Annotated in this window: 14 protein-coding genes; 10 read left to right on the forward strand and 4 right to left on the reverse strand. The window is 58.7% G+C overall.

The features are described 5' to 3' along the window. The first annotated feature begins 114 nt into the window (after positions 1-114). Complete coding sequence (gene pgm, locus F1563_RS01595) at positions 115-1,746, forward strand: phosphoglucomutase (alpha-D-glucose-1,6-bisphosphate-dependent) (protein ID WP_002527249.1); 1,632 nt, start codon at positions 115-117, stop codon at positions 1,744-1,746. Here pgm and F1563_RS01600 read toward each other — a convergent pair. Beyond that, complete coding sequence (locus F1563_RS01600) at positions 1,728-2,012, reverse strand: hypothetical protein (protein ID WP_002527250.1); 285 nt, start codon at positions 2,010-2,012, stop codon at positions 1,728-1,730. The two genes, pgm and F1563_RS01600, sit on opposite strands and share 19 nt — an antisense overlap. Positions 2,013-2,017: 5 nt before the next feature. Beyond that, the gene (locus F1563_RS01605) at positions 2,018-2,221 is read right to left on the reverse strand and encodes a hypothetical protein (RefSeq protein ID WP_007433832.1); all 204 of its coding nucleotides are present in this window, start codon (positions 2,219-2,221) and stop codon (positions 2,018-2,020) included. A 554-nt stretch (positions 2,222-2,775) separates the two neighbouring features. Between F1563_RS01605 and F1563_RS01610 the strand changes: the two genes are divergently transcribed. Then, positions 2,776-3,234 (forward strand): VOC family protein, encoded by a 459-nt coding sequence (locus F1563_RS01610; RefSeq protein ID WP_002527253.1) that lies wholly within the window; start codon positions 2,776-2,778, stop codon positions 3,232-3,234. Between the two features lie 135 nt (positions 3,235-3,369). Next, positions 3,370-4,707: a DivIVA domain-containing protein gene (locus F1563_RS01615; protein WP_002527254.1), complete on the forward strand. Its 1,338-nt coding sequence runs from the start codon at positions 3,370-3,372 to the stop codon at positions 4,705-4,707. A 60-nt stretch (positions 4,708-4,767) separates the two neighbouring features. Here the strand turns inward: F1563_RS01615 and nucS are convergent, their stop codons facing one another. Further along, positions 4,768-5,475: an endonuclease NucS gene (nucS, locus tag F1563_RS01620; protein WP_172623547.1), complete on the reverse strand. Its 708-nt coding sequence runs from the start codon at positions 5,473-5,475 to the stop codon at positions 4,768-4,770. Positions 5,476-5,676: 201 nt separating this feature from the next. Here nucS and F1563_RS15010 point away from each other — a divergent pair, with 201 nt between their 5' ends. Together F1563_RS15010 and F1563_RS01630 are read left to right on the forward strand one after the other, a co-directional pair. Further along, positions 5,677-5,850, forward strand: a complete 174-nt coding sequence (locus F1563_RS15010; RefSeq protein WP_503826437.1) for an Rv1322 family protein — start codon at positions 5,677-5,679, stop codon at positions 5,848-5,850. Then, entirely contained in the window at positions 5,847-6,665 is an 819-nt protein-coding gene (locus F1563_RS01630; protein WP_002527257.1) for an alpha/beta fold hydrolase, read from the forward strand. The genes F1563_RS15010 and F1563_RS01630 overlap by 4 nt, the downstream gene beginning before the upstream one ends. A 3-nt stretch (positions 6,666-6,668) precedes the next feature. On the opposite strand, the gene F1563_RS01635 is transcribed toward F1563_RS01630, so the two are convergent. Next, positions 6,669-7,172 carry a peptidylprolyl isomerase gene (locus F1563_RS01635; protein ID WP_002527258.1) on the reverse strand — a complete coding sequence of 168 codons (504 nt, stop codon included), beginning with the start codon at positions 7,170-7,172 and terminating at the stop codon, positions 6,669-6,671. A gap of 70 nt (positions 7,173-7,242) precedes the next feature. Between F1563_RS01635 and F1563_RS01640 the strand changes: the two genes are divergently transcribed. The 5 genes from F1563_RS01640 to F1563_RS01660 all read left to right on the forward strand — a co-directional run bounded on the left by F1563_RS01640 (position 7,243) and on the right by F1563_RS01660 (position 12,252). Beyond that, complete coding sequence (locus F1563_RS01640) at positions 7,243-7,449, forward strand: hypothetical protein (protein WP_002546809.1); 207 nt, start codon at positions 7,243-7,245, stop codon at positions 7,447-7,449. Positions 7,450-7,560: 111 nt separating this feature from the next. Beyond that, positions 7,561-8,580: a PAC2 family protein gene (locus F1563_RS01645; protein ID WP_007433829.1), complete on the forward strand. Its 1,020-nt coding sequence runs from the start codon at positions 7,561-7,563 to the stop codon at positions 8,578-8,580. Then, entirely contained in the window at positions 8,580-9,854 is a 1,275-nt protein-coding gene (locus tag F1563_RS01650) for an Hsp70 family protein (protein ID WP_002546807.1), read from the forward strand. Before F1563_RS01645 ends, F1563_RS01650 begins: the two co-directional genes overlap by 1 nt. Continuing rightward, positions 9,851-11,605: an FUSC family protein gene (locus F1563_RS01655; protein ID WP_002527261.1), complete on the forward strand. Its 1,755-nt coding sequence runs from the start codon at positions 9,851-9,853 to the stop codon at positions 11,603-11,605. Before F1563_RS01650 ends, F1563_RS01655 begins: the two co-directional genes overlap by 4 nt. Continuing rightward, positions 11,602-12,252, forward strand: coding sequence for an IMPACT family protein (locus F1563_RS01660; protein WP_002527262.1), 651 nt, complete (start codon positions 11,602-11,604; stop codon positions 12,250-12,252). Before F1563_RS01655 ends, F1563_RS01660 begins: the two co-directional genes overlap by 4 nt. Positions 12,253-12,294: the final 42 nt, after the last annotated feature.

Genomic DNA, 12,294 nt, shown 5'->3' on the forward strand with positions numbered 1-12,294 from the left:
ATGCATCGAACGAGCCTCGCCGGGATAGCTAACGGTCATGGCCGAAAACGACGATAAGAGGCTGTTTCCAGCAGCAGCCTGTTGTGGCACACCACTCGGTGAGAGAATGAGCTCATGGCTCATGAACGTGCTGGGAAACCTGCCCAGGAATCCGATCTCATTGACGTCGATGCCGTGCTGTCGGCCTACCACGACATCTCCCCGGACCCTTCGGACCCCGACCACATGGTCGTCTTCGGCACCTCGGGTCACCGCGGATCCTCTCTCGACGGTGCCTTCAATGACGCTCACATCGCCGCCACGACTCAGGCGATCGTGGAGTACCGCGCCTCTCAGGGGATCGACGGCCCGTTGTTCATTGGCAAGGACACCCATGCTCTATCTACGCCGGCCTGGACGACCGCTATTGAGGTGCTGTGTGCCAATGACGTCGAGGTCGTCGCCGAGCATGACGATGAGTGGACCCCGACCCCAGCGATCTCGCGAGCCATCATTGTTCACAACCGCTTGAGCGAGGGACGCCAGGCTGACGGAATCGTCGTCACCCCCTCACACAACCCGCCGCGCGACGGCGGATTCAAGTACAACCCGCCGCACGGTGGCCCGGCCGACACAGACGCCACCGGCTGGATTGCTGAACGTGCCAACGAGTTGCTCGCCGATCCGTCAAGTATACGCCGCAAGCCTTACGAACAGGTGCGCGACGAGGTCTCACGTTACGATTACCGCAGCGCATATTGCGACGATCTGCGCAACGTTATCAACCTCGACGCTATTGACAAGGCCGGCGTCCACATTGGCGCTGATCCGCTCGGCGGAGCCTCGGTTCAGTACTGGGAGTACATCGCAGACCACCTCGGTATTGATCTGACGGTCGTCAATCCCAAAGTGGATCCGACCTGGCGTTTCATGACTCTTGATTCTGACGGCAAGATCCGGATGGACTGTTCCTCCCCTTCAGCAATGGCCTCACTCATCGCGAACAAGAACGCTTACGACATCGCGACTGGCAACGACGCCGACTCTGACCGTCACGGCATCGTCACGCCAGACGCCGGTCTCATGAACCCGAACGCCTACCTGGCTGTGGCGATTGGTTACCTCTTTGCTCATCGTCCGGGGTGGGGCCCTGACGCCGGCATCGGCAAGACTCTGGTGAGCTCTTTCCTCATCGATAAGGTGGCGGCCGACCTGGGGCGTCGCCTTATCGAGGTGCCAGTGGGCTTCAAGTGGTTCGTGCCTGGCCTGATGCGCGGGGACATCGGGTTCGGTGGCGAGGAATCGGCCGGAGCATCTTTCCTCGATCTCGACGGCCAGACCTGGACCACGGACAAGGATGGCATCCTGCTCGCCCTACTTGCTAGTGAGGTCAAGGCCGTCACTGGTCGCTCCCCGTCTGAGCATTACACTGACTTGGAGAACCGTTTCGGTAAGTCCTACTACGCCCGCATTGACGCCGACGCCAAGCGCGAGCAGAAAGCCCGCCTCAAGGCCCTCTCCCCTGACGACGTCTCGGCTGACACCATCGCTGGCGAGAAGATCGAGATGATCCTCACAAAGGCCCCAGGCAATGGCGCAACGATTGGCGGTATCAAGGTCATCACTGAGAATGCCTGGTTCGCAGCCCGTCCCTCGGGCACAGAAGATAAGTACAAGATTTACGCCGAGTCCTTGCGCGACGCCGCCCACCTGGCCGCTGTGCAGGACGAGGCCCGCCACATCGTCGATCAAGCTCTCAACGACTGACGGCCTAGCACGACATCGTCTCGAGCGGTCGGGACGATGTCACATCTCATGGACATTTCTTGGGTTTGGCTAGATTGGGTCCGGTAACCGGCCATCTGAATCACTCGCTGGATCGTCAATCCGCGCTCTTCTGGGTTGTCGACATAGTCGATCTCCTGTAAGCCTTGGTCCTGCGCTGTTGGCTCAAAGACGAAGTGGCCATAGCCGAGCAGCCGCCCCGGGAAAAGCTGGTGGACAGAAACATCGAGATTGCGCGTTATGGGCATTGTCGTCAGGTGCTGATCGAAAACCCGTGCACTCGGAACACTCGCATACCGGCAACGACGAAACGGTCCATGTGATCGAGATGAAAGCAAAGCGCTCCCCACGTCGCTACGACGACTCCCATGAGGAAGACGATCTCCCACCGCCTCTGCGCGAAAATCATGGAGACGAACAGCAGCACCGCAACAGCCATAGCGAGAACCGGTAGCACACGCACGACTCCAGTGCTTGGGAACTTCGTCGATAACGTACTCCCCTTTGCTCACTCACAGGTTTGCTCACTAGCAGGAGACGGTCGACATCGAGATCAAAGAATCGGCGGATAACGTCAGGCAAGGAGAGCTACCCTCCCAACTCAAAACCCACTGAAAACCATGGGTAACCCGAACTGTGCCGTTCGGATCCGTGAGGTGTAGTACAAGCAAAACACCGCGGGAAACACGACGATAATCGTGTAAATTGTCTTCCTCACGTTCACTACGGCTCCTGGCTCGGCACGCGGTTTCAAGGATGGGCATAGGGGGCGCTTCACAGTCATTCTTGACCCAAGAACGGTTTGTTGACTACGCACAACGCTGAGGAGAACAGACGCCATTACCATGAAGCCACTTTTCCAGCTGATGAGTTGTTTGACCTCATGAGCTATTCGAGTCACCGAGCGGGCACGACGCAGCGCAACATGGGTTTCGCTACCCCGTATCGCGAGGCTCCTGGAATACCTACCCCGCCAGGCTGGTCCTTGCCGGACAGTGCAAGGATTGAACCATGGAGAACTTCAACAACGATCCCTTTGCGTGCATTGATCACGTCGGTTTCGCCGTCAAGGACATGGACGAGGCCATCAAGTACCACTGCGACGTCTTGGGCTTCCGGGTGCTCTTCCGTGAGAAGAACGAGGGGCATGGCGTCGAAGAGGCCATGCTCGGCACAGGAAAGCGCGGCGCGGAATCGACGGTCGTTCAGCTGCTCGCTCCGCTCGGCGAAGACAGCACCATTGGAAAGTACATTTCCAAGAACAAGAACATGATCCAGCAGGTGTGCTACCGCACCTACAACCTGGACAAGACGATCGCCACCCTCAAGGAGCGCGGTGCCGTCTTCACGGGCGAACCCTCCATCGGAACGGCTGGTTCTCGCGTCATCTTCCTTCATCCCAAGTACACCGGCGGTATCCTCATCGAGATCACCGAGCCCCCGGCCGGCGGCATGCCCTACAAGGACTGACACGCCACTGAGATAAGAGGCCCTAGAGACCAACGTGATTTGGTCCCTAGGGCCTGTCTCGTCTCGGTGAGTTGCATGGTTGTCATTCGGTTTCGATTGGTACCGTTGAAGTCACCTACTGAAAGGGGACCATCGGTGAGCATAAAAGACGTTTCTGACGGCCAATTCGACGAAGAGACCGGACTTAACCTCTTCGACGACACCGCCAGCGCTGCCGGTAGTTTCACCCATTCGATGTGGGGTTACGACCGCACGAGCGTCGATAACTATGTCCGGGAAATCGAGCAGCAGGTGTCGACCCTGAAACAGCTCACCCGGCACCTGCGCGGGCAGGTGTCTCAGGCCCAAGCCGAGGCGACCCAGACTGATTTCAAACGTCTGGGGGTACACGCCACTGAGATCCTCACAGCCGCTGAAGCCCAGGCTAAGGACATCGTCGCTATGGCCGGAAGCGAAGCTGAGCGCATCAAGGAGGAAGGACGACGGGTTGCTGCCGATATGCGAGCTGCAGCCCAGACCGAGTCCGACGACATTCGCGTCGCAGGGCTAGCCAATCAGCGCGAGTTGCGTGATGAGGCGGCCAAGGACTCGCGGGCCGCAATCGAGCAGGCCCGCCATCAGGCCCGCACCATCGTCGAGCAGGCTGGCACTCATGCCGAAGCAATTGTTGCCGAAGCTCGCACCAAAGCCGGCACTATCGATCAGAATGCTCGTGCCCAGGCCGCCCAGATCCTTGATAAGGCTCGTTCGGAGGCCGCAACGATCACGACCACGGCGCGGAAAGACGCCGAGAGTATTACTAACGAGGCCCGTGCGAGCCACGATAAGGCAGCAGCCGAGATTAAGCAATTGCTCGAACAGGCAAGCGCCCATCAGCAGGCTAGTAGCGACAACGTCGCCAAGCGTACCCAGGAGGCCGACGCCATTCGTCAGAGCGCTCTAAAAGAGGCTGAGATTACACGCAACCAGGCTGCCCGTGACGCTGAGAACCGCATCGCAACCGCCCACCGTCAGGCTGCCATGATGAAGGAACGCATCGAGGAACAGTACGCCTGGCGTAAAGAGCAGCTTGAACGCGAAACTGCCGCTCTGTTGCAGCGCAAGAAGGCTGTCATCGCGCAGCTCAATAATCTCAAGGCCTTGGCCGGAGAAGCCGAAAGCAATTACCCGGACGCTGATCCCTTCGCTGAACAAGTGGAAGAGGAGACTACCGAGGACACCACTATCGTCATCGATCCGAAGGCTCCTCAGGCTGGGCAGAAACCAGCCCCCAGCGGGACAGGCCAGTCAGATCAGTCGATTGCCGACGGTAAGGAGGCTGCTCCTCAAGACAATCGGGCCAACCAGCGCACCCAAGTTATTCCAGCAGTGAGGGATAACAAGTCCGCCCAACCCAGTGGTGCAACTGCTGCCGACGAGTCTGACAACGAGAAAACCCAAGTCCTCCCCCAAGGCACTGAGCCTGGGAAGTGAGCTGAGGACAAGACTGTGGGGCCCTGGCCAGGAGGACAAGGCCCCACAGTTGTGCACACGTCAAAAAAGGCGATCCTCCGGGTGGTCCATGCCACGGAGGGCGTCGTAATCGACAGTGACGCACTCAATACCACGGTCAGCGGCTAAGGTGCGTGCTTGCGGCTTGATCTTTTGGGCGGCAAAAACCCCGCGCACCCGATCACCCAACAGGTGATCTCGATTGAGCAGGTCGAGATACCGGGTGAGTTGCTCGACTCCGTCAAGCTCACCGCGCCTCTTGACTTCGACGGCGACATAAACCCCATCAGCATCGCGGCACAGCAGATCAACGGGACCGATAGGCGTCATGTACTCACGACGGACCAGCGACCAGCCATCACCGAAAGTGTCAGGATTCTCGGCCAGCAGTTCTTGGAGATGAGCCTCTACGCCGTCCTTCTGTAAGCCCGGATCAATGCCCAATTCCTCGGTAACATCGAGGGTCTTCGGGCCGACCAGGATTTGGAGATGGTCGCCGGTCGGGGCGTCAACTTCCCAAATCTCTTCAGCGTTCACAGCAGCAGCGGCCGCTGGCTCATCCGGCAGGCAGGGGCGCGTCGTCAATGTGCACGGGGAACTCATCCAGTTCAAAGGCTTATATGCCCGGTCGTCAGCGTGGACGCTTACCGAATTATCTGATTTGACGACGATAAGCCGCTTGGCCCACGGCAAATGGGCCGTGAGACGGCCGGTGTAGTCGACTTGGCACGGGGCAATGACGAGACGCACGGTGTGGAACTCTACCCGTCCTTGAACATGTTGTGACGAGGTTGCCCTTTCGGCGTTGTCGTCTCCGACACGAATTAGGGCACAATGGGACCTATGGGTCGTCATCATGGTTCACGCAAGTGGCAACGCCCGCCCCGACCCCTCAATGCGGCTAGTCACCCACACTCCGAGCATAAGAGAGATGGTCTGCACGCCGTACGCATGGTGCCTGCAGGCCGAGCGTTGAAGGCCTATACCTGTCCAGGGTGTCTGCATCCAATTCAGCCAGGAACCCCACATATCGTCGCCTGGCCGCATGAACCATTGATGTTTTCCAGGTCCCCGGTCGAGGAACGCCGTCACTGGCACACCGGGTGTTGGAGGTCGCACCCATGAATGAACTCCATCTGTCCACCTTCGGGGATGGTCGCCAGGACGTGTACTGGTGCCACGGGGTGTTTGGACAGGGAAAAAACTTCACTCGGGTGGCGAAGGACCTCCTTGCTACCGACCCTGACGCCTACCGCTGCATCCTTGTTGACTTGCCGAACCATGGTCGATCTCCCTGGACCGAGACCTTTTCGTATCGAGACATGGCCGACATCCTGGCACGGACCGTAAGAGCCACCAGTGGGAACCGTCCAACCCATCTGCTGGGCCATTCGATGGGTGGCAAGGTTGTCATGCGGACGGTCCTCGACAACCCTGACCTAGCCCGTAGTCTTACCGTCGTCGACATGGCCCCAGTGGATTCGCGCCTCATAGGACTGGCACCCCTCGTTGACGCGATGAAATCGGTGAATCTGACAGCGTTAACCACCCGTCGGCAAGCTGAGAAACAAATGTCCGACAGGGTGCCCGACCCGAACATCCGCCAGTTCCTCTTGCAAAATTTACGCCATGAAACCGGCGAGAATGAACACTGGTACTGGCAAATGAATCTCGATCTGTTGGGCAATGGGCTGTCCGATATCGGCTCCTGGCCCTCGGTCACGTCAACCTGGAATGGACCAGCGCTCTGGATCACTGCTGAACAGTCGAATTACGTCGGACCCGACCATTCCCAGGCCATGCACGAGCTCTTCCCCCAGGTACGTCGAATTCGAGTTAAGAATTCCGGCCATTGGGTGCATTCAGACCAGCCAGGAATCTTCGTGCAAGTGCTAGCAGCCTTCCTATCGCGGTGCCAGGAACCTCTAGGCCCTCGCTGAAGCTCAGCCCATCACAACCGAGCCAATCTTGGTGTCAACCTTTGGGGAAAGGCCGTCGTCCGCAATCCCCTTATGAGCGATTTCGGCGATACTCTCGACACCGTCCTTATCGATACTTCCAATAATGGGGAAGGAATCGGGTAGTTTGGAATCGCCATAAACTAGAGCAAATTGCGAACCCAATCGATGCTGAGAGTCGGCGACCAGCGCAAGAGTTCCGGAGCCAACTGATCCTCCGGTCTTGGCCCCCTTCTCAACCGGATACGAGTACCCTGAACCGCCATTCCCAGTTCCGGAAGGATCACCGCACTGGAGATACTTGGTATCTCCTGTCGTCAGTTTGTGACACGAGGTGTTATTGTAATATCCCTGCTCGGCCAACGAAATGAACGCATTCGCGGCGCAGGGGGCCGCCGCCCGATCAACAGTGAGCACCACCGGAGCGTCATTGATCGTGAGAGTCACGGTGGTGGAACCAGACTTTTCGATATTGTCAGACGGCGGCATATCAACTGGGCGAGCAGCCTTGCCTGCCACAGCGTACCCACACGGACCGCTGGCCGCTGCAGGCGCGGGAGTGACCGTCGCCGGTGCCAATCCGGCGGTCTGTGGAGCAGACTTGGAATTAGAAGACTCACTCTTCACAGACGGTGAAGCCTTCCACCAGGCATCAGGAGAGTCGCTGACCCCAGGCACTGCTCCGCTAGTTTGTGAGCACCCGGCAAGCAAGGACATCCCTGCCACGGCGACCGTAGTTGCTGCTCGGCACGTCATCCTCATGTAATCCGTCCTTCGGTCGATTAGCGACGCGGTAAGACTACCTACCAGCACAACGGAATAGAGTGAGGACTCACGGGGTTACACCAACCTGCCCCTGATGGAAAGGAGGGCGCCCATGGATCGGCAGAGCGATCGCTTCAGCTGGCATCCCGGAATTGTGGGTCCGGATCAGGAGGTGTCCACCCTCATCACTCTGGTGCAGTCTTTTAGTGACACCGGTCTGGTGCAGGCACGGGTGCGCGACGCCATCTTCTCCCAGCTTCCCCACCACGAGCTCGGAGAATTCGACATTGATCTGTTGCTGGACCATCGCGATTCCCGTCAGCCCATCATCTTCGATACCGACCACTTTGAGGGGTACGAGCGTCCCCGCCTCGTGTTGCATGAAGTCACCGATCAACTTGGCCAAGGGTTCCTCGTATTGGATGGCCCAGAACCGGCTCTCGGCTGGGAATCGTTGGTGTCGTCCCTGACCGGTCTTGTCGACTCGATGGCGATCCGATTGACCGTCATTACGGATTCGATTCCGATACTGACGCCTCACACCCGTCCCGCTATGGTTACCCGCTGGGCATCGCGACCTGAACTCATTTTGGGGTCGACGTCTCCTTTCGGCCGCCTTCAGGTACCGGCCTCTTTCCCCGTCGTACTCGGTCAGCGATTAGGGGAAACGAATCACGCTGTCATCGGACTTGCCTCCCATGTACCCCACTATTTGGCTGATCTGGATTATCCAGAATCGGCTCGTGCCCTCGTGGAGGCATTGCGAGGAGCGACCGGTCTGGCATTGCCTATCAACTCCTTGGCGGTGGCTGCCAACACAGTTCGCGCTGAGATCGACACCCAGGTCAACAATTCTGAAGAACTCAAAGCCATGCTCCATGCTCTCGAGGAGCAGTACGACTCCCGAGTTACCCAGCGCGAACTCGGCACGACGCAGGTTACCGTCCCCAACGCCGAGGACATCGGTGCTGAAGTCGAGGACTTTCTGCGCTCGATCGACGGCAACGATAGCCCAGGCAACGACGCCGATTCAGGCGGACAAGACTCGGGTCCCCGGCGCAGCAGCGATGACAATTCCGACGATGGCAAGCCGGATTATCACCCCCGCCGTGGGGGCGACACCGACGACTGATGGCGGCGTCGGTGCCCAGGCTTAAGCTGCCCACCATGGATCTGGGAATCGACGGAGGAACCACCTATACGGTGGCTGCTGTTGACGACAGAAATCACCTTCTATTGCCCTTCTTTAGCACCGAAGATGGCTCTCACGACCAGCTACCCGGCGTTCCCGCCCACGTCCGTCTCGGGCAACGTCTCGTGGCGATGGACGCAGCTCGGCAGGCCAAAATTGAGGTCCTTGGTCTTGTCAATGAACCTTCGGCCGCTGGGCTGGAGTTCGCCCTACGTCAACCCCGCAAACTCAATTCGAAGCGTACCAGGAGCAGTATTTACGGCTTCAGTGGTGACACCTTCGACACATCCCTGGTCTATATGGCTGGTCAAAGCCCGGAAGTGCTCGACTCCGTCGACCTCAATGACCTCGGTAGTAATGGCTTCGACGTGGTTCTCGCCAATCTCGCCGCTTGTTACCTAGATGAGACGTTCGCTGCTCGCGCTGACCTCATGGAAACATGCCGCCTCACTAAGGAGGCTTTGCGTCCCCAGTCCCGCAGCCTCCTCGTCGATCTGGATTCAACGACCCTGCGTATTCCGGTGGCCCAAGCGTGCCAGTCCCTCATAGACCGCACTATTGAGACGATGGAGCCACTGTCTTCCCTGCTCAACAATGCCAATTTTGACGTAGCCGGCATCCACCTTGTGGGTGGGGCAATATCGTTGTCCATTATCCCGCGTCTGCTGCGTAAGCCGTTTGGCTGTCAGGTGCACCGCTCGCCTAATCCAACGTCTGCAACCGCTATTGCTCTGGCTGTCGTCGCCGATGTCAACACCCTCGGTATTCGTTTTCGTCTGTCCCGTGGTTTCGGTCTCTTCCGTGAAACCGAGTCCGGACGAAGCATCGGCTTCGACGTTCTTACCGACCAAACCATTCGGCTATCGAGGACGACAGCCGTCACAAGGACGCACCGCTGCCGCCACAAGATCGGCGTCTTCCACTTTGTGAATTTCTCGCGCACTGACGCCAGCGGCGAGCCTGCAGGCGACTTCATCCCCTTCGCTATCATCGTCTCCCCCTTTGACGAAGTCCTGCAAAACTCCAGCACTGACCTCGATACTGACCAGGTTGAGGTGCAAGGGGTCGATAGTGGACACACGATTAAGGAGACGTACATCATTCTCGAAACTGGCATGATCACCGCAACGAGTACGGACGTTGGCACTGGCTGGTCCACCACTGCCATTGTGGGACGACTGACGACGACCACCGGTATGGGCCGCGGCGCATGAGCAAGGCCACTCAGCCGTCAAAACCTCGGCAGCTGCTGCGCAAACTCATCACGATTCGCCCCGCCCCTGGGCGCAGTCGTCAGGCGGTCATTTTCGTCATCCCAATGGCCGTGTCTCTCGTGACCATGGGTCTTATCGTCAGCCCGGCCCACGCGGCTATGGGCATGATGGGAGCAATGGGCGCCTTAGCCGGCATCAGCAACGCTCCCATGTCACGGGCCCGGATCCTTCTTGGAGTTGGGCTCGCAACGGTCTTTTCACAATGCCTGGGTCTGGTATCGGTACGTATCGAGTGGCTTCTGCCGGTTATCCTTGCTAGCTGGACTCTCATCGTCATCTGGGTTTGGCATGCCCTGCAGCTGGGTCCGCCTGGCCCACTCAATATTCTCTTCGCAGCCGCTTTCGGTGCTTATATGGCCAGTCATGGCTGGACGGTCAGCACAGTATTTATTTTCACTGTGCCGTCGTTTCTGATTGCCGCTGCCGTGTCAATGATCATCATCCTCATCTCGCCGCACCGCCCAGTCCGTGCCGCAGTTGAAAAGGCTGAAAGCGCGGTCAACGCCTATTGCGAGCCTGATGACGATGCCGACAGTCACGAAGTTGCCCGGTTACGTTCAGCTGCTCATGCGGCCATTCACCGGGCGTGGTGGACCTACAATGACGGTCACTCCTCCGGCACGGATAACCCGTCCGAGATGTCCGAACTGTCGGATTTACGGGCCCGTCTTATCACTGTCCATATGCGACTAGAGCACGAGTTGCGGCTGGAGGCCTTCCCTTCGGCCGATGTCTCTCTGCCCGACCATGTGGACTGGACTCCCCTTGGTCGTCCCAAAGCTAGCTATCTGCTGCGAACCGCGCTGGAACGAGGGGCGCGACCGACGATGGTGGCCCTGCGCGCTGCGACCGGTGTCTTCTTCGCCTCGCTACTGATGATCCTACTGCCATTCGGTCACCCATACTGGGCAGTATTGAGCGTCCTTATTATGATGCATATGGACGCGACTCGCTCAGATATGACGATCCGCGCCATCCACCGAGTGCTCGGTACCGTCGTCGGACTTGGCCTGTACTTGGCAATCGCCGCATTCGGCCCGTCAGGCTGGGTTCAGATTGGTCTCATCATCATATTCCTGTGGATCATGCAGGCCTTAGTGACGCGCAATTACGGCCTCGCCTGCATCTCCATCACCTGCTTTGCACTCTTTATGACGCCGCTAACGAGACCCGGCGAGATGTACCAGCTAGCTCAAGACCGCATCATCGAGACAATTGTAGGTTTGACGGTCGGCATCGTTACCATCCATATCGTCGGTCGACGCGCCCCGGTGCTGCTGGTACGAAGTCAATATCGCCGAACCCTCCGTTCTATGATGCCGGTGCTGAGATCCCTGTCTCAGGGACGCAACAAAACCCCACAGGCCCAGATTGAGCGCAACCAGATGGTCCACGAACTCATCCAAGGTTCGGCCCTACTGTCGGCGACCCGTCCTGATGCTCCCCAAGCTTTACAAGACTGGTCCAAGGTAGACCGCACTGTCACCGAAACCGGCTACGATCTGCTCTCAGTCTGTTGGCACACCGGTGACGAGCCAGTGCCATGGGCTCGGCGGCTGCTAGCCGATATCGCGATATTCATTACCGGTCTGCCGCCGATTTCGAGCCAGAACCTTGACGCCCACAGTGTCGCCGACGAGATGGAGAAGATCCGGATGGATATGGTGACCTCTCTTCCGGGGGTCGAGTGATCGAGTACAGCGTTTTAGCAAGCCCTGTTGTGGCTGAATTCGAGGTCAAGCGATCGGTCTTCCTCACCCGGTTGGTGCGCGTGTCCAGTGAGGACGAGGCTCGAGAGATTATCGCCAAAGCCCGGCAAGACGGCCACGATGCCCGCCACCATGTTTCCGCCTTCGTACTGGGACCGGATCGTCGGCTCCAACGGTGCAGTGACGATGGTGAGCCCGCTGGCACAGCGGGAATGCCGACCTTGACGGCCCTCATAACGGCGAACCCGACAGGAAAAGCAGATCTGTCTGACGTTGTCGCCGTCACCAGCCGGTGGTTCGGTGGCATCAAGTTGGGAACCGGAGGTCTCACCAAAGCCTATGGTAACGCCGTCGGCAACGCGCTAGCAGCAGCCATTTTTCACCGACGGGTGTTGATGGATACTTTTACGACCACCATCGGCCTATGTCGAGCCGGCCGCGAGGAAGGCATCATCCGTGCCGCCGGACACGATGTCACCAACGTGGAGTACACCGCTGAAGGGTCCGTGCTGACATTGGCATGCCGCGCCGGTGGTGGGGATCAGATGGCCATCGACCTGGCCGAGCTGCTGGGCCGCGGTGTCAGCATCACGCCGACGGGCCAGCGTTGGGTCGACATCGAAACGTAAAGACAGATACGGATGGCTGCGGCAGGATGACCTAGGCTAGCT

This window comes from Cutibacterium modestum, assembly GCF_008326345.1.
Classification (GTDB): Bacteria; Actinomycetota; Actinomycetes; order Propionibacteriales; family Propionibacteriaceae; genus Cutibacterium; species Cutibacterium modestum.

Excerpts from the sequence above, each read along its gene's own strand:
- pgm (WP_002527249.1), top strand. The coding sequence starts at position 115 with ATGGCTCATGAACGTGCTGGGAAACCTGCCCAGGAATCCGATCTCATT.
- F1563_RS01600 (WP_002527250.1), bottom strand. The coding sequence starts at position 2,012 with ATGCCCATAACGCGCAATCTCGATGTTTCTGTCCACCAGCTTTTCCCG.
- F1563_RS01610 (WP_002527253.1), top strand. The coding sequence starts at position 2,776 with ATGGAGAACTTCAACAACGATCCCTTTGCGTGCATTGATCACGTCGGT.
- F1563_RS15010 (WP_503826437.1), top strand. The coding sequence starts at position 5,677 with ATGGTGCCTGCAGGCCGAGCGTTGAAGGCCTATACCTGTCCAGGGTGT.
- F1563_RS01630 (WP_002527257.1), top strand. The coding sequence starts at position 5,847 with ATGAATGAACTCCATCTGTCCACCTTCGGGGATGGTCGCCAGGACGTG.
- F1563_RS01635 (WP_002527258.1), bottom strand. The coding sequence starts at position 7,172 with ATGCCGCCGTCTGACAATATCGAAAAGTCTGGTTCCACCACCGTGACT.
- F1563_RS01645 (WP_007433829.1), top strand. The coding sequence starts at position 7,561 with ATGGATCGGCAGAGCGATCGCTTCAGCTGGCATCCCGGAATTGTGGGT.
- F1563_RS01650 (WP_002546807.1), top strand. The coding sequence starts at position 8,580 with ATGGCGGCGTCGGTGCCCAGGCTTAAGCTGCCCACCATGGATCTGGGA.
- F1563_RS01655 (WP_002527261.1), top strand. The coding sequence starts at position 9,851 with ATGAGCAAGGCCACTCAGCCGTCAAAACCTCGGCAGCTGCTGCGCAAA.